This is a genomic window from Candidatus Poriferisodalis sp. (assembly GCF_965203655.1).
GTDB lineage: Bacteria > Actinomycetota > Acidimicrobiia > Acidimicrobiales > Poriferisodalaceae > Poriferisodalis.
On record NZ_CBDBDD010000009.1, the window covers coordinates 992,835 to 1,013,895 of the forward strand.

The 21,061-nt window shown below is 69.0% G+C and carries 19 protein-coding genes; 8 read left to right on the top strand and 11 right to left on the bottom strand.

Annotated elements, in window-relative coordinates:
- Window positions 1–3 precede the first annotated feature (3 nt).
- Genes ACOGW9_RS15835 through ACOGW9_RS15850 form a run of 4 tightly spaced genes read left to right on the top strand, consistent with a single transcriptional unit; the run spans window position 4 to window position 1,973 of the window.
- Window positions 4–138, top strand: a complete 135-nt coding sequence (locus ACOGW9_RS15835) for a hypothetical protein (protein WP_419912955.1) — start codon at window positions 4–6, stop codon at window positions 136–138.
- Entirely contained in the window at window positions 135–1,178 is a 1,044-nt protein-coding gene (locus tag ACOGW9_RS15840) for an RCC1 domain-containing protein (RefSeq protein ID WP_419912957.1), read from the top strand. The genes ACOGW9_RS15835 and ACOGW9_RS15840 overlap by 4 nt, the downstream gene beginning before the upstream one ends.
- Before the next feature lie 33 nt (window positions 1,179–1,211).
- A complete protein-coding gene (locus ACOGW9_RS15845; protein ID WP_419912959.1) occupies window positions 1,212–1,472 on the top strand; it encodes a hypothetical protein in 261 nt (86 codons plus the stop codon).
- A gap of 57 nt (window positions 1,473–1,529) precedes the next feature.
- A complete protein-coding gene (locus tag ACOGW9_RS15850) occupies window positions 1,530–1,973 on the top strand; it encodes an ArsI/CadI family heavy metal resistance metalloenzyme (RefSeq protein WP_419856011.1) in 444 nt (147 codons plus the stop codon).
- A gap of 15 nt (window positions 1,974–1,988) precedes the next feature.
- On the opposite strand, the gene ACOGW9_RS15855 is transcribed toward ACOGW9_RS15850, so the two are convergent.
- The 6 genes from ACOGW9_RS15855 to ACOGW9_RS15880 all read right to left on the bottom strand — a co-directional run bounded on the left by ACOGW9_RS15855 (window position 1,989) and on the right by ACOGW9_RS15880 (window position 8,955).
- Complete coding sequence (locus ACOGW9_RS15855; protein WP_419912961.1) at window positions 1,989–2,816, bottom strand: acyl-CoA thioesterase; 828 nt, start codon at window positions 2,814–2,816, stop codon at window positions 1,989–1,991.
- 28 nt (window positions 2,817–2,844) lie between these two features.
- A complete protein-coding gene (locus ACOGW9_RS15860; RefSeq protein WP_419912963.1) occupies window positions 2,845–4,092 on the bottom strand; it encodes an acyl-CoA dehydrogenase family protein in 1,248 nt (415 codons plus the stop codon).
- 76 nt (window positions 4,093–4,168) lie between these two features.
- Window positions 4,169–4,993, bottom strand: a complete 825-nt coding sequence (locus ACOGW9_RS15865; RefSeq protein WP_419912965.1) for an enoyl-CoA hydratase/isomerase family protein — start codon at window positions 4,991–4,993, stop codon at window positions 4,169–4,171.
- Window positions 4,994–5,031: 38 nt separating this feature from the next.
- On the bottom strand, window positions 5,032–6,153 hold the full coding sequence (locus tag ACOGW9_RS15870; protein WP_419912967.1) for an acyl-CoA dehydrogenase family protein: 1,122 nt from the start codon (window positions 6,151–6,153) through the stop codon (window positions 5,032–5,034).
- The gene (locus ACOGW9_RS15875; protein ID WP_419912969.1) at window positions 6,150–7,301 is read right to left on the bottom strand and encodes an acyl-CoA dehydrogenase family protein; all 1,152 of its coding nucleotides are present in this window, start codon (window positions 7,299–7,301) and stop codon (window positions 6,150–6,152) included. The genes ACOGW9_RS15870 and ACOGW9_RS15875 overlap by 4 nt, the downstream gene beginning before the upstream one ends.
- A gap of 28 nt (window positions 7,302–7,329) precedes the next feature.
- Window positions 7,330–8,955: a flavin-containing monooxygenase gene (locus ACOGW9_RS15880; RefSeq protein ID WP_419912971.1), complete on the bottom strand. Its 1,626-nt coding sequence runs from the start codon at window positions 8,953–8,955 to the stop codon at window positions 7,330–7,332.
- Window positions 8,956–9,173: 218 nt separating this feature from the next.
- Here ACOGW9_RS15880 and ACOGW9_RS15885 point away from each other — a divergent pair, with 218 nt between their 5' ends.
- Window positions 9,174–10,694, top strand: a complete 1,521-nt coding sequence (locus tag ACOGW9_RS15885; RefSeq protein ID WP_419912973.1) for an amidase — start codon at window positions 9,174–9,176, stop codon at window positions 10,692–10,694.
- A gap of 94 nt (window positions 10,695–10,788) precedes the next feature.
- Here the strand turns inward: ACOGW9_RS15885 and ACOGW9_RS15890 are convergent, their stop codons facing one another.
- On the bottom strand, window positions 10,789–13,170 hold the full coding sequence (locus ACOGW9_RS15890) for a hydantoinase/oxoprolinase N-terminal domain-containing protein (RefSeq protein WP_419912975.1): 2,382 nt from the start codon (window positions 13,168–13,170) through the stop codon (window positions 10,789–10,791).
- A 165-nt stretch (window positions 13,171–13,335) separates the two neighbouring features.
- Here ACOGW9_RS15890 and ACOGW9_RS15895 point away from each other — a divergent pair, with 165 nt between their 5' ends.
- Both ACOGW9_RS15895 and ACOGW9_RS15900 read left to right on the top strand, forming a co-directional pair.
- On the top strand, window positions 13,336–13,743 hold the full coding sequence (locus ACOGW9_RS15895) for a rhodanese-like domain-containing protein (RefSeq protein ID WP_419912977.1): 408 nt from the start codon (window positions 13,336–13,338) through the stop codon (window positions 13,741–13,743).
- Between the two features lie 45 nt (window positions 13,744–13,788).
- Window positions 13,789–16,083, top strand: coding sequence for a N,N-dimethylformamidase beta subunit family domain-containing protein (locus tag ACOGW9_RS15900; protein WP_419912979.1), 2,295 nt, complete (start codon window positions 13,789–13,791; stop codon window positions 16,081–16,083).
- 21 nt (window positions 16,084–16,104) lie between these two features.
- Here ACOGW9_RS15900 and ACOGW9_RS15905 read toward each other — a convergent pair whose 3' ends face one another.
- Entirely contained in the window at window positions 16,105–16,821 is a 717-nt protein-coding gene (locus tag ACOGW9_RS15905; RefSeq protein ID WP_419856025.1) for a hypothetical protein, read from the bottom strand.
- Between the two features lie 93 nt (window positions 16,822–16,914).
- Between ACOGW9_RS15905 and ACOGW9_RS15910 the strand changes: the two genes are divergently transcribed.
- Window positions 16,915–18,069 carry an epimerase gene (locus ACOGW9_RS15910; RefSeq protein WP_419856026.1) on the top strand — a complete coding sequence of 385 codons (1,155 nt, stop codon included), beginning with the start codon at window positions 16,915–16,917 and terminating at the stop codon, window positions 18,067–18,069.
- Window positions 18,070–18,129: 60 nt separating this feature from the next.
- Here ACOGW9_RS15910 and ACOGW9_RS15915 read toward each other — a convergent pair whose 3' ends face one another.
- Genes ACOGW9_RS15915 through modA form a run of 3 tightly spaced genes read right to left on the bottom strand, consistent with a single transcriptional unit; the run spans window position 18,130 to window position 20,995 of the window.
- Window positions 18,130–19,320, bottom strand: a complete 1,191-nt coding sequence (locus ACOGW9_RS15915; RefSeq protein WP_419856027.1) for a sulfate/molybdate ABC transporter ATP-binding protein — start codon at window positions 19,318–19,320, stop codon at window positions 18,130–18,132.
- Complete coding sequence (gene modB / locus ACOGW9_RS15920; RefSeq protein ID WP_419856028.1) at window positions 19,305–20,144, bottom strand: molybdate ABC transporter permease subunit; 840 nt, start codon at window positions 20,142–20,144, stop codon at window positions 19,305–19,307. Before modB ends, ACOGW9_RS15915 begins: the two co-directional genes overlap by 16 nt.
- On the bottom strand, window positions 20,141–20,995 hold the full coding sequence (modA, locus tag ACOGW9_RS15925) for a molybdate ABC transporter substrate-binding protein (RefSeq protein ID WP_419856029.1): 855 nt from the start codon (window positions 20,993–20,995) through the stop codon (window positions 20,141–20,143). The genes modB and modA overlap by 4 nt, the downstream gene beginning before the upstream one ends.
- Between the last annotated feature and the right edge of the window lie 66 nt (window positions 20,996–21,061).

Consider the following 21,061-nt stretch of genomic DNA (forward strand, 5'->3'; position numbering starts at 1 on the left):
GCGGTGGACGGGCATCAGGTCAGGCTGGCGGCGGGTCAGACCACCCGCGTCCGGCTGGTCGTCACTGTTGTCAAGCGCGAACTGCCCAGCGCGCCGGTCAACCAGATCATCTACACCATCGACCTGACACGCCCGTGAACGCCACAACCCGCCCCACCATCGGGCGCGTCGTGCTGGCGTGCTGCGCCGCCGCGCTCGCGGCGGCAGCGTGTGGGACAGATGATGAACCGGTCGGGGCTTGGGGCGAACCCATCGTGACCGCTGTCGCCGACCAAGCGGAACTCTCGCCGCCGCTCGGTGCCTATGCGCACTTCGTCAGCCGCGATGAACTCGCACGCCACCGTTTCATCAGGATCTCCACAGGCTTGGCGTCGGTATGCGGATTGAGCGTCAACGGCGCGGTGATGTGCGCTGGCCAAATCAGCTGGTATGACCAGCGACCGATCTTCGACAGCGACACGGCATGGATTGGCGGACAATTTGTGGATGTCGACATCGGAGACCGCACGGTGTGCGGGTTACTGGTGGACCGGACGTTGCGCTGCGGCGGTAACAATGACGACCGCCAAGCAGAGCCGCCCAGTGGCACCTACGCCCAGATCTCCGTTGCCGCTGATCATGCGTGTGCACTGACCTTGAGCAGTGCCATCGAGTGCTGGGGAGAGAACCACAACGGGCAGTCCGAACCGCCCGAGGGCGTGTACACCGACATCGCGATCAATGAAGCGTTCGGCTGCGCGCTCGGTGCCGAGGGCGCCATCGTCTGCTGGGGCTACAACGACGACGGGCAAGCAAATGCGCCAGCCGGTACTTACTCTGATGTCGGTGTCGGGACTTTTCACTCCTGCGCGGTGACGACCAGCGGCACCGTTTCCTGTTGGGGGAACGACGAGTTCGGCCAACTCAGTGCACCCTCGGGCAAATACGTTCAGCTCGCCACTTCGAGCTTCCACAGCTGTGCTCTGAATGCGGATGCCTCGATCGCCTGCTGGGGTTTCAATGAGTCTGGCGAAAGCGAGGCGCCAGCAGGCGCGTACACGCAGATCTCGCTGGGCGGCGACAATTGTGCGCTCTGTGTCGACGGGCGCATTGCGTGCTGGGGCAATCGGCCGCCCGAATCGCTCGACGACATGCCCGCATACCGCGAGCCTGAGTGGCCGCAGCCGGATTACCGATGAGCCGAGTCGTCGTCTCACCGATGTGACACGTCCGTGAACGCCGCAGCGTCCGCGCAGGCCGGTGTCGGCAGCGGTCATGTGACGTGCTGGGGGCGCGACGACCTCGGTCAGATCACCCCGCCAGACAGCCGCCCTGCGCTCGCCGGCCACCAGGTTGACCTCACCGGCGGGCGACCGGTCACCGTCACCTCCACCCACCCCTACAACGACACTGAGCGCACCTACCCCGTGATCGTGCCGCGGCCTGACGCCGCTCTGAGCGAACTCAGCGTTCGCGCTGGCCGGAGGCCGTGAGTTCAGATGTCCGACATCGTCCTTTGCGGCAGAGGGTGCTCGCCGTAGTGTGAGCCCATGAGGTTGCAGCTGGCACTCAACGTGGACGACATCGACGATGCGGTCGACTTCTACTCGCGGCTCTTCGGCGCCGAGCCTGCCAAGCGGCGCGAGGGCTATGCCAATTTCGCTATCGACGAGCCGCCTCTCAAGCTGGTGCTGTTCGAGTCGTCCGGCGACGGGGGCACCATCAACCATCTCGGGGTCGAGACCGAGTCCGCCAGCGAGGTGGAGCAGGCTCATGCCCGCATGGTCGAGGCCGGCCTCACCGCCTCCACCATCGACGAGACGATGTGCTGCTACGCCGAGAAGGTGGAGACCTGGGCCACCGATCCGCACGGCATCGACTGGGAGTGGTACGTGAAGCAGGGTGACGTCGAAGTGATGAACAACGTGGTGCTGTCACGACGCGGTGACGGCGTCGAACGGCCCAGCGACACTGAAGACGCCTGCTGCGCGTAGCGGCGCCCGCAGTCGCTATTTCTGAGGTCGGCGCTCGCGCAGCAGCACTTCCTGGGCGATCGTTGCGACGTGGCTGCCGTCGGGAGCGAACAGGTTGCCCACGGTCATGCCGCGAGCGCTCGTGAGACCGTGGCAGTCGAACTGGTACAGGTGCCACTCATCGGCGCGCATAGGGCGGTGAAACCACATTGCGTGATCCAGTGACGCGCCCATGAACGACTCCTGGTACTGCTCGCGCGGCACTTGCAGCGGGTGCAGCGAGCGGGCGGCGTTGAACTGGATGGCATCGGAGGTGAACGCCAGCCCGCAGATATGCAGCCGGGGGTCATCGTCGATGGGACCGATGATGCGCACCCAGCCCATCGACTGGCCCGCCCCCGGATGGCTCGGCAGCGGGCGGCGCTCCATGATCCACGGCCAACGCTCCTCGTCGATGTTGCGACAGTCCTGCGGGTCGGGGGCGAGGGGGATGCGTGCCGTCTGCACCTCGGCGTCCTGCTCGGCCACATGGAACGAGCACGACAGGTTCAAGATGGCGCCGCCGCTCTGGCGGGCCACGACGGCCCGGGTGCAGAACGAGCGGCCGTTGCGCAGGCGGTCCACCTCGTAGCGGACCGGCTCGTCGAGGGTGCCGCCGCGGATGAAGTAGGCGTGCACCGAGTGCGGCACGAACGCCTCGTCGACGGTCTGGAACGCCGCCCACAGGCCCTGGGCAATGACCTGCCCGCCGTAGATCCGGCCCCACATGTACTCGGGGCTGACGCCGACGTAGGTATCGGGGCCGTGCTGCTCGAGGAACATGACCTCGCCGTACGTGGTCGGCGCCGAGATGCCGCTGGTCACAGCAATCCCTTGCGGGAATCGCGCTGGCTCACAGCATTCCCTTTCGGGAATCGCGCCAAGGCACATCGCGGTCGAGGCGGGGTTCGCCGGGGAGGCCCAGCACTCGCTCGCCCAGGATGTTGCGCTGGATCTCGTCGGTGCCGCCCCGTATCGACATCGACGGTGCCGTCACCGTCTCGATGTGGCCGTGACCGTTTTCGAGCATGCCTGCGGCTCCCGCGGCGCGATTCGCCAGGTAGGCGCGCCGCTTGTACGACGACACCGTCCTCAGCTTTGCACCGCTGCCTGCCGGTCCTGGACTGCCGCCCGACCGCGCCTCGTCCGCCGCCCGCTGGGCGGTCCAGCGCGATGCCATGTCTGCGGCGTAGATCGACATGGCCTCGTCGCGTCTCACCTTGTCGTCGAGTGCCCCGAGCGCGGCCAGATCGGTGATCCATGTGGGAACGCGGGCGCCACGCTTCGCACCGTCGCCCCCGCCACGGCTGCCGGCCCCGGCCCGCTCATGGGAGAGGATCGTCATGGCAACCCGCCAGCCCTCGCCCACATCGCCAACCCGCCAGGCGTCGGGAACGACAGCGCCGTCCACGAACACCTCGCTGAAGTGGGCATCGTTGTTCATCTGCCGCAATGGCCGCACGTCGACGCCGGGTGCGCCCATGGCGATCACGAACATCGTGAGTCCCTTGTGCTTGGGCTGGTCCGGATCGGTGCGAGCCAGGCAGATGGCCCACTCAGACCACATCGCCCGACTGGTCCAGGTCTTCTGGCCGCCGAGCCGCCACACCTCGCCGTCCTGCACTGCGCTCAAGGCCACGTTGGCGAGGTCCGAGCCGGCCTCGGGCTCGGAGAACATCTGGCACCAGATCTCGGCGCCCGATGCGATCGGCCGCAGCCAGCGGTCCTGCTGCTCGGCGGTTCCGTGCGCCAGCAGGGCCGGGCCCACCATGCCGAGCCCGATGGCGAACGGGTAGAGGTCGGGCACCACGTACTCGCGCAGCACCGAGCCGATGAGCTGGTTCTCGGCCACTGAGGCATCGCGGCCGCCATGGGTGGCGGGCCAGGTCGGCACATGCCAGCCGCCGTCTACGGTCGCCGCAAGGTAGGCCCGGCCGTCGTCGAGGTCGTCGCTTCCCGCTCCCATCGACGTCAGGCGCGTCTGGTCAGTGCGACGTTCGAGCAGCCCGTCCAGCGCCGCCCGGATGTTGTTTGCGGTGAGCTTCGTTGCGGCGCCGTCGGTGCCGACCGTCGCTGCTGGCGTCTCCGATGAAGTTGGCATCACGTGTCTGCGCTGGAAGCCGTCCGTGCCGAGAGTGCCGCGTCCAGCGTGCGTGCGGCGGCAGCGAGGTTTGGCATCAGCTTCGGGTGAAGTTGGGCGTCCGGCGCTCGTTCATGGCATTGACACCCTCGCGCCAGTCGTTGGTGGTGCGCAGGCGATCCTGCTCGGCCTTCTCGTTGTCGGTGGCCACCTTGATGGCATCGGCCAGGTGGCCGCGCATGGTGTAGCGGATCGACTCGACAGCCAGCGGCGCCGAGCCGGCGATCTCGCAGGCGAAGTCGTAGGCGACCTGGCGCAGGTCGTCGAGCGGCACCAGCTTGTCGGCCAGCCCGATGTCGACGGCTTCGTCGCCCTTGACGCGCCGGCCGGTGTAGAGCAAGTCCAAAGCCTGCTGGTTGCCGACCAGCCGGGGGAGCGTCACGGTCAGCCCGAAGCCGTGGTGGAAGCCGAGCCGGGCGAAGTTGGCCGTGAAGCGGGCCTCGGGGGCCGCGATGCGGAAGTCCGGGAAGCAGGCCACGCCCAAGCCGCCGCCGACCGCCGCTCCCTGGATGGCCCCGACCACCGGCTTGCGCTTGGAGAACAGGTCGAAGGCTGCGTCGTAGAGGTGGCGTGGGCTGCCGTCGGAGTTGGTGGCGGTGATCTCGCCGCCTCGCCGCCCGTCGGAGCCGAACTGGGCGCCGGCGCAGAAGTTCTTGCCCTCCGAGCACAGCACGCTGGCCCGGCAGCCGTCCTCTTCGTCGAGGTCGCCGAACGCGGCGACGAGCCCGTCGATGAGCTCCAGATCGAAGAAGTTGTTCGGTGGCCGGTGAATCTCCACGACCGCCACGTGGTCATCGCTCAGCTTGACCGAGACATCCCCGTACTCGCCGAATTCGTCAAAGGTGCTCTCATCCATGCGCATGCGGCGAGCGTAGATGCGCCGCCCCCGCAGCGCTCCACTCAGGCCAAGGCGGCGGTGCCGCTGGTGATGAGGGGGTAGAGGCCGTCGGCGCCGATGCCGGTGGCCATGTCGCCGAGCACGGCCGACCAGTGGGCATCAGAGCCGTATTCCTTGCGCCAGCTCCACAGCCGGCGGCTGAAGTGGTGCAGCGGGTATTCCTGGGTCATGCCCATGGCGCCGTGTGCCTGGTGGCAGGCCTTGGTGGCCCGGGCCGCCGCCTGGTTGGCGATGAGTTTGGCGGCGGCGATCTCGAACGGCGCATCGCCCCGTGTGGCTTCGCGGGCCGCGACCTCGGCGGCCATGCGTACCAGCGCCGCATCCTGCGCGGCCCAGACCAGGTGCTGCTGGACCGCCTGGAAGCGCGCCACCGGACGGCCGAACTGGACCCGCTCGTTGGTGTAGCTGACGGTGAGCTGGCACATCTTCTCGATCGCGCCGGCCATCAGCGCGACGCGCGACAGCGCGCCGCGCTGCGCCAGGGTTCCGGCGTCGACGCCGTCGGGCGTCGGTGCCGCTCGTCCGGTCGCGCCATCGAAGCTGACAGTGTCGCGGGGTTCACCGGCCATGTTCGGCAGCGGTGTGATCTTGCACTGCGAGGTCGGTACGGACACCACGGTCGTGCGCCCGCCGCATTCGCAGACGCACACGATCGCCGTGGCGCTGCGCGCCCACGGCACTCGGTGGGCTTCGCCGCTCAGCACGGCGGTGCCGTCGCCGTTGAGGCTCACCGAGCACGCACCGTCACCCGACCAGCCGCCGCCGGCTGCGCGGGGCGGGATGACCGTGACCAGACCATCGGGGCGCTCGAGGCCGGCTTCGGCGAGCAGCCAGCCGCCGAGGATGCCGTTCTCGGCAGCCGGGATCGGTGCTGAGTGGTAGCCGACCAGGCGCAGCACCTCGATGGCCTCAGCCAGCGTGCCGCCCGATCCGCCAGCGTTCTCGGGGACTGCGATCAAGTCGAAGCCGGTCTCGCAGAACGCGTCCCAGATGTCGGGTGCCCCGCCACTGTCCTCGGCGGCCTGCACCGCTTCGTGGGTGCACAGCTCGCCAAACAGCCGGTCGGCCGTCTCGGTGATCAGCTCGTCGACCACGACCGGCTCGGGAGCGGTAGTGACGGTCATGCCGGCAACCCCTCTAGACCCTTCGAGGCGACCGAGCGCAGGATCTCGATGGTTCCGCCCCGGATCGTGTTGCCCGGGAACGTCACCACGCACTGCGCCAGCAGCCGCTCGAACAGCGATTCGGACTCCGGCGAGTATTCCTCGTCGATGAGCTGCACCAGCTTCTCGACGACCTCTTGCTCGTAGCGGGTCCCCATCTCCTTCACCAGCGCCGACTCCACCGACGGCGCCTCGCCCTCGTCGATCAGCCGCGCCACCGACAGCGACAGGTTCCTGATGCCCCACCAGCGAGCCGCCAGCTCGCCGAACAGGCCAGACACAGCATCTTCCATCGGCGTGCCGGCTGCCTCGCGCAGCAATTGTTCCACCGTCGAGAAGGGCGACAGCCAGCGGTCGGGGCCGCCGCGTTCATACGCCATCTCGGTGGTGTTCTGGTGCCAGCCCATCCCCGGCTGGCCCACCACGTTGACGTCGGGCACGAACACGTCGTGGAACGTCACCTCGTTGAAGTGATGGCTGCCGTCCAGGAACGGGATCGGGCTGATCTCGAGGCCCGGCGAGCGCAGATCGATCAGGAACTGCGACAGGCCCGCATGCTTGTTGCCATCCTCCATCGGCGCGGTGCGCAGCAGGCAGATGAACCAGTCATTCATATGCGCGTTCGACGTCCAGATCTTGGTGCCGTTCACGACCCAACCGTCGTCGGAGCGCTCGGCCCGGGTCGACACCGAGGCCAGGTCTGAGCCGCTGTCGGGCTCGCTCATGCCGATCGAGAAGCCCAGCTCGCCCCGGCAGATCGGCGGCAAGAACCGCTCCCGCTGCTCGTCGGTGCCGAACTTCAGGATCACGTTGCCGGTCTGGCGGTCGGCCACCCAGTGGTGCCCCACCGGTGCGCCCCAGCGCAGCATCTCCTCCACCACGATGAAGCGCTGCACGGCGGTGCGGTCCGAGCCGCCCCAACGCGACGGCAGCGCCATGCCCACCCAGCCCCGGTCCGCCATCTTGGCCGAGAATTCCCGGTCGTGATCGGCAGCCATGCCCAGGCATGGCTCGTGGGTGCCGGGCGGCAGCTCGGCCGCTAGGAACTCGCGAACCTCGGCTTGGAGGTCAAGCTCCGGACCGGTCAATTCGGTGGGCGTGAATCTCATCGGCAGGCCTCCGCGGGAAGAAGTGTGACTAAGCCAGGGCGAAGCCGCGGTAGTTGTCGGACGCCACGTCTTCGCACACCTCGACATAGGGCGGGAAGCCCGGCAGCGGCATGAACACGCGCGTCTTGCCGGGGATGTTCGCCCCCAGGTACCACGAGTTGCACGTGGGATACAGCGTCAGGTCGGCCACGGCATTGACGTAGTCGACCCAGTAAGCCTCGGCATCGGGCTCGGGCTCGATGGTGGCGGTGCCGCGCTCGCGCAGTTCGACAAGGCAGCGCGAGATCCAGTCGACGTGCTGCTCGATGGACGGGATCATGTTGGTCAGCACCGATGGGCTGCCGGGCCCCGACACCGTGAACATGTTCGGGAAGCCCGCCACACCCAAGCCGAGATAGGTGCGCGGACCAGCGTCCCAGTGATCTGCCAGCCGCATACCGCCACGCCCGGTGATGTTCATGCGCAGCAGCGTTCCGGTCATCGCATCGAAACCGGTGGCGTACACGATGGCGTCGACCGGATACTCCCGGCCGTCGACGACCACGCCGGCCTGCGAGATGCGCTCGATGGGCGTGTCGGACACGTCCACCAGCTGCACGTGCGGCAGGTTGAACGTCTCGTAGTAGTTCGTGTCGAGGCAGGGACGCTTGCAGGCAATCGTGTTGTGCGGGGTGAGCTTGGCCGCGACATCGGGGTCATCGACGACCTCGCCGATCTTGTCGCGGACGAATTGGGCCACCCGGTCGTTCGACTCGGCGTCCAAGGCGATGTCGCTGTACGCCCGGTAGAAGGTGAAGCCGCCCACGTCCCACCGCTGCTGCATGCGGTCGTAGAACTCCGCCGCGTCTGCTTCCTTTGCGAGTTCTTCACCGTCGGGCAGCCGCTGCACCATCGCGGCGTTCTGCTCGAGCATCTTGGCCCGCATTTCGCGATAGTTGGACTTCCAGCGAGCCTGCTCGCCAGGGTCGAGCGGCTCGTTGCGCGCCGGGACCGAGTAGTTCGGCGTGCGCTGGAACACCGTCAGCTCCTGGCATTCCGCGGCAATGACCGGGATGGCCTGCACCGCCGACGAGCCGGTGCCGATGACGCCCACCGACAGGCCGCTGAAGTCGACGCCTTCGTGCGGCCAATTGCCGGTGTGGTACGTGGGCCCGGCAAAGGTCTCTGCGCCCTCGAAGTTGGGCATGTTCGTGGTCGACAGGCAGCCGGTGGCCATCACCACGAAGCGCGCCCGGTAGAGGCCCCGATCGGTCTGCAGATGCCAGTGGCGGGCATCGTCGTCCCAGTCGACGCGCTCGACCGTGGTCTCGAAGTGGATGTCGCGCCGCAGGTCGTACCGGTCGGCTACGTGGTTGGCATACCGGAGGATCTCGGGTTGGCCGGAGTACCGCTCCGACCATTCCCACTCCTGTTCGAGCTCGGGGTCGAACGAGTAGGAGTACTGCATCGACTCGACATCGCACCGGGCGCCTGGGTAGCGGTTCCAGTACCAGGTGCCGCCCACGCCGTCGGCTCGTTCAACGACGGCCACGTCGAAGCCGAGCCCGCGCAGCTTGTGCAGCGAGTACATCCCGGCGAAGCCGGCACCCACGACGACGACGTCATGGACCATTGGCGCGTTGCCGTTCGAACTGACCCCGTCGGTGCCGCTCATCGCCGCAGAGACTACCGACGACGCGAACGCCGAGCCGGGTCCGGAGCGGCCCGCGAGCAAGGCGGGCGAGCGGGTGTCGCAGGGCGAAGCCGCGGCGCGCGCAGCCGGTGAGCACTGCGGACGACAGCGGACAGCAATGACCGGCGCGACGGGGGATCACCCACACCGCCTCCGCGCGAGCGCGGCCGGTGGCGGTCTGCTGTGGCACGCTCCACAGCATGAGCGAGCTCTGCGACCTCGATGCCACGCATGCGCGAGCGCTGCTGAGCGCGGGCGAGATCTCTGCGCGCGAATTGCTGGAGTCGTGCCTGCAACGGGCCGATGCCACCGACGGGGCGGTCAACGCCCTCGTCGTTCGCGGCGATGACGCAGCTCGTCGCCAGGCCCTGGCGATCGACGATGCCTGCGCACGGGGGGAGCCTCTCGGCCCGCTGGCGGGTCTGCCGGTGGCGATCAAGGACATCCAGGCCACGGCCGGGCTCACCACCACCTACGGCGCCGTGCCGTTCGCCGGCAACGTTCCCGAAGCCGACGACGGCATTGTGGCGCGCGTCAGGGCGGCCGGGGCGGTCATCACCGGCAAGACCAACACGCCCGAGCTGAGCATCGGCGCCAACACCGTCAACCGGCTCTTCGGTGCCACCGGCAACCCCTTCGATCCGTCGCTGACCTGCGGCGGCAGCTCCGGCGGCTCAGCCGTCGCGCTGGCATGCGGGATGGCGCCGTTGGCCACGGGGTCGGACCACGGCGGCAGCCTGCGCATCCCGGCCTCGTACTGCGGTGTGGTCGCCCACCGCTCCACACCTGGCACCGTGGCTCACGACGAGCGCACGATCGGCCGCACCAACTACAGCGTGTCGGGACCGATGGCCCGCACCGTCGCCGACGCGGCGCTGCTGCTGTCAGTGATCGCGGGCCGCGATCGCGACGCCCGGCGCGACCCCATGGCGTTCCCGCTCGATGCCGCGGCATTTGCCGATCTTCCGGCGGTCGATACGGCATCGCTGCGGGTCGGCGTAAGTGCCGACCTCGGCGGGCTGCTGGTCTCCGGAGCCGTACGGACTGTGTTTGCTGACCGCGTCGAACGGCTCGCCGGGATCGTGGGCTCAATCGACGAGGCCGACATCGATCTCAGCGATGCGCTCGACGTCGACTGGCAGCTCCGGTCGGACATCTTCGCCACCAACTACCACCGCAGCATCCACAAGTTCGACCCCGAGGCCGCCGGGCCCGATGGCGGCTTCAACCCGAACATCCGCGCCACCTACGACGAAGCGCTGAGCACCACGGTGCTCGACATCGCCAAGGCGCGGCGGCGCCAGGTGGAGCTGTTCCGCGCCACCGACGCGCTGTTCGATACATACGACGTGCTGATCTGCCCGGGAGTGAGCGTGCCGCCGTTCGACTGGCACCAGCTGTATCCCGCCGAGATCGACGGCCAGCCCGTTCGCAACTACATGGCGTGGCTGGGGCTGTCGGCTGCCCTCACGGTGGTGGGCCACCCCACCACGGCGCTGCCGTGCGGCCTCGACGGCCAGGGCACACCGTTCGGCCTGCAGATCGTCGGCCCGAGCTACAGCGACCGGCGATTGCTGGGCATTGCTGCAGCGCTGGAAGCGGCATTCGCCGACGATCCGGTGACTGCACGACCGGTGCCCGACGTGGACTGGTTGGGGTCTGTGGAGACTGCCTGCCGGACCGAAGGCCGGCTGGTGCACGCCGCTGCTCCGCCCCGGTGAACGGCAGAGCTGGACAGCGACATCGCAGCCGGGGCGGACCGTGTGCGCCGACCGGGCTTGGGGCAGCCGGTGCTGCGACGGGCAGCTTCGCCGCTCAGCGCGCGCTGTCGGGTCTGCCGGTGGCGGTGACGCGCAGCGTCGCTTCCACGAAGAGTTCGCGGCCGTTGCTCGGCGCTGTGCGCGTCGTCCAGTCGACCGTGATGGCGGCGTCGCCGGCACCTGCAGCGGCAGCCTCCGCTCGGGCGGCCGCTGCCGCTTGGGCGGTTGCCCACTCGCGGGCTTCGTCGAGGCTGTGCCAGACCGGAGGGTCGTCGCCCCAGTGGGCCCGGTAGCTGCCGCGGCGTGGCGCGGTCACCGTGACCTGCTTGGTGATCCTCACGCGGGCGACCGCAGCGCCGACCGCGTTCGCCACTTCGGCATGGGCCGGAACGATTGCCTCGGTGCCGAGCAGTGCGCCGACGAGCGGGGCGTAGGTGGGAGCCGGAGCGCCGATGGCAACGATGGGAACCCCGACACCGGCATCGACCCGGGCGAGCGGAGCGCGATCGGGCGGAGTCGCGGCGGCATCCTCCGCGATCGGCACGCTTGCTGACCCGCTGGATTCGAGCAAACCCCACAGCGGGTTGGCTCGGCGTTCGCCGTGGGTGTCGCCGGGCTCATCGGCGACGGCTCGTTCCAGTTCCCGATGCCGACGGTCGAGGGCGGTCTGTGCGAGCTGCCGCCTGGTTTCGCCCGGGGCTATTCCGTCTGCACCGAGCGCGACGCTGAGCAGTGCTTCGGTGGCGCTGCGCAGCGCGATGTTCATGACCTGGCGGCTGAGATCGGCGGCATCGCTGCCGACGTCGACGCCGTAGCGATCGCGCTGGCGGCTGAACAGTTCGGCACCGGCCCGGGCAGCCGCTGCATCCCACGGTGCTTTCTGCTCTTGCTCCCCGTCTCGATTCGATACGGGTTCACGGGCCGCTCGGGCCCCGGCTTCGGCGTCGATCAAGCCGAGCACCACGCAGGCGTCGGTCGGTGTCAGTGCAGCTCGTCGCACGTGGCCACCGCGTTCGAGTCGCTCAAGGGCGCCGCGCCAGCGGGCCGACCGCTTGAGGTGCTCCAGCGGAAGCGCACCGCCGGCGCCGTCGACCAGTCGCATGATCTCGCTGTCGAGGTTGTTCTGGCCCGTGGGGCCGCTGAGGTGCCCGGCCGATGCACCGGATGCAGTTTGCAGCAGCACCTGGCCGAACTCGGCGAGCGGCCGCTCGGTTTCGAGCTGGCGTCGCAGCATCGGCAGGACGACGTCGGGATGCCGCTGGGCAGCGACGCACAGCGGCACCACCCTGCGCGGTCCGACAGCCAGCTCGCCGCGACTCCCGTTGACCGGGATCCGGATCTCGCTGTCGCCGCCGAGGCCCACCGTCACGGTGGGCAGTGCGGTGACCATCGTGGCGTGATCGCCCACGGTGGCGGTGTCAGCTTCATCGCTGCCGTCGGCTGCTATGGCGGCGCCGTCGCGAATCGCTGCGATGTCGGTGGTGGTGCCGCCGATGTCAACCACGAGAGCGCCGGTGTCGAGCGTGTCGTGCCCCGTCGTTGAGGATCTCGCGAGGTGGCGGGCACCGATGACGCTGGCTGCGGGACCCGACAGCACGGTCTCGATCGGTCGTTGCGTCACGAAGTCTGCCGAGACGAGGGAGCCGTCTCCCCTCACCACCATGAGGCGGGCGTCGAGCTGGAGCGATTCCATTGCCGCCCGGATCGCCCCGGTGAAGCGGGCGGTGATCGAGATGAGCTGTGCGTTGAGCAGCGTCGTCACTGCCCGCCGGGGGCCGCCGAGCCGTGGTGACAGCTCGTGGCTGCAGGTCACCGGCTTGCCGGTGCGGTCGCGGATGGCATCGCGGGCCTGCAGCTCGTGGGCGGCATTGCGGACGCTGAACTGCGCCGCAACGGCGTACGCCTCGACCGACGCGTCGATGCGGTCGAGCTCACGGGCGAGCTCGCCGAGATCGAGCGGGTCGCGTTCGTCGCCGTGAGCGCCGTGACCACCGCCGACCACCACGACCGGCGCCGACGCGAGGCTGCCGGTCAGCCGATCACGGTCGTCCTCGCTGGCTCGCGTGCCCGGCCTATCGCCGGTGCCAGCACGCAGCCCGACGCGGACCAGCGTCTCCGATTCGAAACCGATGGCAATGAGCGCAGCAGGTCTCCCTGCGCCCTCGACGAGCGCGTTGGTGGCCAGCGTCGTGGAGACCGCCACGAGCCCGATGTCGGCAGCGCTGACGGTGCTGTCCGAAGCGCTGCGACCGCCAGCCAGCACGCTCGTCATCGCCTCGACCACGCAGCCGTAGAGATCTTCGTGCCGTGTCGGCGTCTTGGCCGCCGACATGACCTGGTCGGTGGCGTGGTCGTACACGACGGCATCGGTGAACGTGCCGCCGGTGTCAATGCCTAGACAGAAGCGGCCTGGCGGCGTCCGGAGCGGCGCTGTCACCGCTGCAAGTGTGCCAGCGTTCGTCCTCTCCAAGTGCAGAGCAGGGCATCGAGTGGACTCAGGCGCTCGCGTCGGTGAGACTGCACGATGGCGTCCCGCTGCGTTCGTTGCGAAGCGGCGGCGGCTGCCCAACGAGCACAGTCGCAGCGCCACGAGGAGGAACCGATGGGCGTCAAGTCAGTCAACGAGATGGTCGCCGAGGCCAAGACCCGTATCGACAACATCTCGCCGGCGGAGGCGCACCGTCGTGTCACCGAAGAGGGAGCGCTGATCGTGGACATTCGTGACGTGCGCGAGCTCCAGCGAGACGGCGCCATCCCCGGCTCGATGCACACGCCCCGGGGCATGCTCGAGTTCTGGGTCTCACCCGACTCGCCCTACAGCAAGCAGGAGTTCTTGGAGGACCGGGAGTTCATCCTGTGCTGTGCGGGCGGCGCACGCTCGGCGCTGTCTGCCGACACCATGCAGGACATGGGCGTCGGGAAGGTCAGCCATGTCGAGACCGGCTTCGGCGGTTGGCGGGCCGACGGCATGCCGGTGACCGACTACGACACGTTCAGGTCTCAGCGCTGAGCTCTGCACGCAGCCGAGCCTGCTGAGCAACTTCGAAACAACCTCATGACACAGTCACCCGCGCCTGACATGCACGCGCCCGACACTTCCGATACCGATCCTCCCAAGCAGATCACCGGGTATTGCGAGCCGTGGACGCTGCGTGCGGGCGAGTCGATCCGGCTGATGGCCTCATCGCACCAGCCCGGACCGGCCGACGTCGACGTCACAAGGATCGTCTGCGGCGACCCGACCCGCTACGGACCCGGTTTCGACGAGCGACCGACCCCCGCGGCCGGTGGATGGTCGGTGACCCTCGACGAGCAGCCGCTCACACCGGGCTCGTATGGCGTCGCTGCGGTTGACGGCATGCCCAGCGCGCGCCGACTCGGCCTCCGGGTCTGGCTGATGCCCACCCTGCCGGATCGGCCGGCGCGCATTGCGACGCTGTGCGCGCACGCGGCGGGCACGCCGCCGGACTCAGCGGCAATCGAGGCACTGCGTGTGGACCTCTCCGGCGGACGCGCCGTCGTGTCGGCGCGGGTGTTCGGCGATCAAGTCGAAGTGGTGGCCGACGAGCTGCCGCTGACCCGCAACCGGTGGTACCTGATCGACGCCGAACTGGACCTCGATGCCGGAACCCTGAGCACAGCAGTCACCACGGCGGTGTCCGACTCGCCGGGGCGCGATGCGGTGGAGGGAAGCCGGCTGAGCGACCTGACGGTCTCGAAGCTGGCGGCGGAACTGGCCGGGGCGGCACATGGCGACATCTCGCGGAGCGGCGTCGGTGCCATGGCGAGCGTGGCGACGCCGGTCGACGCGGTTGCCCTCACTCTGACCGATCTGTGGCTCGCGGCGGGACCCGGAGGCGAGCGTTTCGACGGACGGCTGGCGCGACCGACGCTCCGCACCGGCGACGCCACCGTGTCGTGGGATCTGGCCGCCGACATGACCGGACGGACGGTGCCCGCCGACGATCCAGCCTGCGGGCCGATCGTTTTGCATCAATTGCCCACACGAGCGGTCACCGGACCCACATGGGACGGCACGGCACACCGGTGGACCGACAATCCGTCGCACTTCGACGCCGTCCATTTCCATCACGACGATCTGTACGACGCCGGGTGGGAGACCACGGTTGAGGCGACGTTGCCGGAGGACCTGCCGAGCGGGATCTACGCCTTCCGGGTGCGTGGCGATGCGGGCAAGGACCGCGTGCCGTTCTTCGTGCGTCCGGCGCGCGGCGCACGCACGGCCGATGTCGCATTGCTGATGCCGACCGCCACGTATATGGCCTACGCCAATCACCGGATGCTGTTCGAAGGCGCCGATTTCATCCCGACCAAGGCTCGCCTGCGTCCCGAGCATGCGTACATCCGGGACCACCCTGAGATCGGCCTCAGCCACTACGAGAAGCACCCGGACCGCAGCGGCGTCATGTTCAGCTCGCGCCGCCGGCCCGTGCTGAATCTGCGCCCCGGCGCCGACGGCTGGAACTTCACGCCCGACACCGATATCAACGCTTTCCTGGCGCATCTCGAAATCGGCCACGACATCGTCACCGACGAGGACCTGCATGTCGAGGGTGTCGACGCCATCGCGCCGTACCGCGTGCTGGTGACCGGCAGCCACCCCGAGTACTGGTCGACCGCCATGCTGGACGCACTGGCCGACTGGCAGCGCAACGGCGGGCGGCTCATGTACCTGGGCGGCAACGGCTTCTACTGGAGGGTGGCCTTCAGCGATGACTGGCCAGGTGCCATGGAACTGCGCCGGGCCGAGGACGGCGTGCGCAACTGGCAGACCGGGCCGGGGGAGAGCTATCACGCCTGGGGCGGCGAGTACGGCGGGATGTGGCGGCGCCAGGGGCGGGCGCCCAACGAGATCTGCGGCATCGGCTTCGCCGCGCAGGGATTCGACAAGGCCACGTACTTCGTCCGCGATCCCGCGGTGGACGGCTCGAGGGCAGCGTGGATCCTCGAAGGTGTGCCCGGCGAGCGCATCGGCACCTCGGGGCTCGGCGGCGGTGCCGCCGGCCAGGAGCTGGATCGCTACGACGTGCGACTGGGATCGCCCGAACACGCCGTGATGCTGGCCTCGGCGACCACGTTCGGGCCCGGCATGCTGCGCACCAAGGAAGAGTTCGAAGGCTCGGTGGACTTCCCGACGCCCGATCCCATGGTGCGCGCCGACATGGTGTTCTACGAAACACCCAACGGCGGGGCGGTGTTCTCGGTGGGTTCGATCTCGTGGTTCGGTGCGCTGGCCCGCGACGGCTACGACAACGACGTCGCACGCATCACGGCCAACGTGGTGCGACGCTTCGCCGATCCTGAGCCCTTCCCGCCGCCAGCTGCGTAGGCGGCTGCACGAGGCGGGCGGTCAGCCGTCTTTGCGTGCCTCGGAGATGAGCTCGCTCACCCGATTCGCCGCCGGGGCGTAGTCGGGATCGACCTCGGGGCCCGGCACGAACTCCGGTATCTCGACGCGCTCGGGACCAGACGGCGGCGCTGAACGCTCCGGCGCGGCTGCGGGTGCCGGTGGGGGTGCAGCGGGCTCGGCCGCGGGTGCCGGCGTCGGCTCGGCAGCTGAGCTCTCTGCCGCGTCTGTCGAACTCTCCGCCGCTGGGGCCGGACTGCTCTCGGGGGCCGGGACACCGGTTGCCTCGCGTGCGGACTTGGAACGGGCGAGTATCGCTGCAAGTCGGGGATCCGCTCCGCCGTCATCGGCGGCCGGTGCCTCGGGCGCGGGTGCATCGGCTGCCGCGGCCTCGGCGGGTTCCGCCGCCGGTTCGTCGGTGCTCGCTGCCGGCAGCCCGCGCGACTCTGCAGCCGCAGCGCGGGCTTCGGCGATGCGCGCTCGTTCCTGCGCGGCCTCGATCTCTTCTCGCGCTCTGCGGGCCAGAAACTGCGGCCACTCGTCCTCGGGCACCAGCTTGCTGTGGGCCACCGAGATGACTTCGATGTCGTTGTCGAAGCGCACGCGGTAACGCTTGATGGCGAAGCCGAGGCCCCGGCCGCATTTGCCTGGCGTGCCTTCGGGGACGCCGGGGAGGTCCTCGTTGACTACTACCCGGGTGCCGCGCTTGTACTCGCTCATGACCCGGTTCCGCTGACGCTCGCGCTCATCGTTGCGGGAGCGTACCGGCGAATGAGGCCAGCTTCACCGGCACCCGTCGTAGATTCAGAGGGCGTGAGCGAGCAGACAGCCTTGGTGGTGGGCGGCACCGGTCCGACTGGGCCCCACGTGGTGAAGGGCTTGCTGGAGCGCGGCTACCGGGTGACGATCCTGCACACGGGACGCCATGAGGTCGACGAGATCACCGATCTGGTCGAGCACATCCACACGGACCCGTTCGATGCCGACCGGTTCACCGCTGCCATCGGATCGGCCACGTATGACCTGTCAGTGGTCATGTACGGCCGGCTGCGCGAGATCGCGCGAGTAATGGCCGGCCGCGTGTCCAAGTTCGTGAGCATCGGTGGCTTTCCCGTCTACAGCGGCTGGGGCGACGCCGATGCACTGTGGCCCGCTGGCATGCGGGTGCCGACGCGCGAGCACGATCGTCTGGTTTCCGATGAGCCGCCTGAGTTCCGCGTCAACAACAAGGTTCGCCAGATCGCCAACACGGAGCTCGTCGTGTTCCGCGAGCACCCCACGGCATCGCACCTGCGCTACCCGTGGATCTACGGCCCCGGGCAGATCAGCCCGCGCGAGTGGAAGATCGTGCGCCGCGTGCTCGATGGCCGTACTCGCATCGTGCTGCCCGACGGTGGCGTGACATTGCAGGCGTCTGCGGACGCCCGCAATGCCGCAGCGATGGTGCTGGCCGCGGTCGATGCCGGCGCACGGTCGTCCGGTGAGGCATACAACGTGTCTGACGAGTGGACTCCCACGCTGCTGCAGTGGGTGGAGATCATTGCTGCGGCGCTCGACCACAGCTTCGAGATCGTGTCGATCCCGTGGGAGCACGCAGCCGTGTCGCACCATCTCACGCAGCGCAGCACGCCCCACCACCGCGTCATCAACTGCGACAAGGCGATCTACCAGCTCGGGTATCGCGATGTCGTGGATCCGGTGGAGGGGTTGACGGACACCGCACGTTGGCTCGCTCGTGAAGAGAACCACCCAGAGCCCGGGGGTGCCATGGAGCGTTCGATCGTGGATCGCTTCGACTACGAGGCCGAGGATCGGCTGATGGACGCTTGGCAGGCCGCCATCGCCCGCGACGACATCGCCGCTGCTGCGGCTGCGGCCGACCCGGGTTTCTTCGATCGCTACGCCGCCGAATTCGACGACCGGCCCGGCGCCGGCAAGGGGTGGACTTCCGTCAGCCGCTCCGGCTGAGCGATGGGCACAGTCAGCCGCTCCGGCTGAGCGATGGGCACAGTCAGCCGTTCCGGCTGATCAGTCGCGGCTGTCGGGGGCGAGATCGACCTCGGTGGCTTTGACGGAGACCCACAAGGTGGTGCCGGGCCGGATCAGAAGCTCGTGAGCAGCACCCGGCGTGATGTCGGCCGTGAGCGGCAGGGGAGAGCCGAGCAGCACACGGGTGATGTCGCCCAGCGGCTCGACGGCTTCGGCGGTGGTGCGCCAGACGTTGCGGGGGCTGCCGCTGGGTCGCTCCCGGTGCAGGGCGATCGCCCGCGGGTGGATCGTGGCCAAGACCGCCCCGAACATCGATGTGTCCGCAGCGTGCAGCACCACAGCCGGGCGACGGCCGGTCGGCGACGGCGTCGGGTCGTCGTCCGCCACGGTGATCTCACCGTCGCGGGCGGTGCCGCGCACCAGGTTGATGCCCGACAGATCGGCGGCGTACGCGGTAGCCGGCGCGCGTCGCAGCTCGTCCGGCGTTCCCGATTGGGTGAGGCGACCGTTCTCGAGGATGTGCACGTGATCGGCCAGCACGAAGGCGTCGGTGGGATCGTGGGTGATCAGCAGGCGCGGCACACCGCCCGCGCCGTGGCGCGGCGCCGCGGGCGACGCACTGCCGCCGTTGCGCCCGCTGCTGAGATGGGCGGCCAGGTTGCGCCGCAGACGGTTGCGAGCGGTGACGTCCAACGAGCCCAGCGGCTCATCGGCAACCAGCAGGTCCGGCTCGCAGGCGAGAGCGCGGGCGAGCGCCACCCGTTGGCGCTGGCCGCCTGACAGCGCACGAGGCCGTCGATGGCCCAGATCGCCGAGATCCATGGCATCCAGCCAGTCCTGTGCCCGCTCGCGAGCGAGGGCTCGACGCATGCCGCGAGATGTCAGCCCGAACGCCACGTTGTCGAGCGCGTTGAGATGCCGGAACAGCACTTGGTCTTGGAACACGACGCCGATGCGGCGCCCTTCAGGCGGAACGAAGACACCGGCGGCGGGATCGTCGAGGACGCTGCCTGCCAGTCGGACGCTGCCGCCGTCCAGCGGCAACAACCCGGCAATCGCAGCCACGATCGTGGACTTGCCGGCGCCGTTGGGTCCGAGCAGGGCAGCGGTCTCGCCCGCTTCGACGCTCAGCGACACGTCCAGCTCGAACTCGCCGCGCCGCAGCCGGATGTCGGCCTGCAATCCGCTGACTGCCGCGCCGGTGTCGTCGAAGCTCATCGGCTCGGCCACCAGCGGTCCCGCAGGGCGATCAACAAACCCAGCGACAGTGCGACAAGCACCAGGCTGATAGCCACCGCCGCATCCCGGTTCGACTCCAGCGCCACAAACACCGCCAGCGGCAGCGTCTGGGTCCGCCCGCCGAGACTGCCTGCAAACGTGACGGTCGCGCCGAACTCGCCGAGCGCTCGCGCCCACGCCACCACCACCGCGACGCCCAGCGCGGGCCCGATCATCGGCAGCGTCACCCGCCACAGCACCCGCAGCCGCGAGGCACCCAGCGTGGCGGCTGCGTGCTCGTAGCGACGGTCGAGATTCCTCAGGGCACCCTCGACCGTCAGGATCACAAGCGGGGTGGCCACAAAGGCGTTCGCCAGGATGACGCCCCCGATCGAGTACGGCAGCAGCAGGCCGGTGGCGTCATGCAGCGGCCCGCCGACCACGCCCCGACGCCCGAGCGCGAACAGCAGCGCGGCGCCGCCCACGACAGGCGGCAGCACCATCGGCAGCGTCACCAGCGCCCGTATCGCCGAGCGGCCCGGGAATGACACCCGCGCCAGCACCCATGCCAGCGGCACGCCGACCAGCGCGGCCACCGCAGCAGCCGCGATCGAGGACACCACAGAGAGCACGGCAGCATCCACCACGAACCGGCTCGACAGGTGCGTCCACAGCCCTGTCCAGGGCGCACGCGCAACAAGGCCCACGAGTGGCAGTGCGAACAGCACGACGCCGATACAGGCGAGCAGCGCGACCGGCCAAGGCGGCAGGTCACGCGCCGTCCGCCGCGCGCCGCTGTCGTCGCTCCTAGGAGTTGCGGTCGATGCGTCGGTCATGGCGTTGCGAATCCGAAATCGGCGAATGCGCCGCGTGCTGTGTCCGTCTGCAGGTAAGCGATAAACGCACCGGCTGCCGCGCCGTTGGGGGCATCTGCCAGAACAGCCGCTTCATATGTCACCTCCGGCTGTTGCCCGCTGGGCCAGCCCAGGCTCGTGATGCGATCGGATTCGGCGATCACATCGCTGGCGTACACAACTGCAGCGTCGAGTTCTCCTGCACCCAGCTTGGTGGCCAGCGCGCGGACATTGGGCTCTTCGGTGTCTGGGGCAGGCTCAATCTGCATGCCCGACAACCCGGCTCGAGCATGTGCACCACACGGCACCTCTGACGCGCACAGCCCGATCAACAGATCGGGCCGGGACAGGTCGGCGAGCGAATCGACGCCGGCATTGTTGCCGACGGGCACGGCGAGCACGAGCGAGTTGCGTGCCACAACGACGGGTTGGCCGTCGATGCCGACTCCGTTGCGGATCGTGCGTACATGACTCGGGTCCGCCGGGATGAAGACATCTGCTGGCGCACCGGCGAGTACCTGCTCGCGCAGTGCCGAACTGCCGGCGCCCGAGATCTGCACCTCGACTGCGGGATGCTGCCGCTCGAAGCTCGCGGCGATTGCTTCGGTGACCGGCAACAAGGATGCGGCGACCAGGACATGCAGGCTGCCTTCGAGCGTCGCGCCGCTGACGGATGCGCTGGAGCGGTCGGCCGCATCGGCGTCTCCTTCAGACGCCGCGCAGCCTGCTGCAAGCGGCGCCATTGCCAGCAGCGTCAGTGCCGCACAGCGGCGTGTCCACGCCGCACGGTGCGCGACTTCCGTGTCGTGCGTCGCCGCGCGGATGCCGCCCATAGCTTCGCCAGTGTGCCCGACGCTCGTGGTTGTCGAAAATCCGGCGCGATGTCCAGCAGCAAGCGT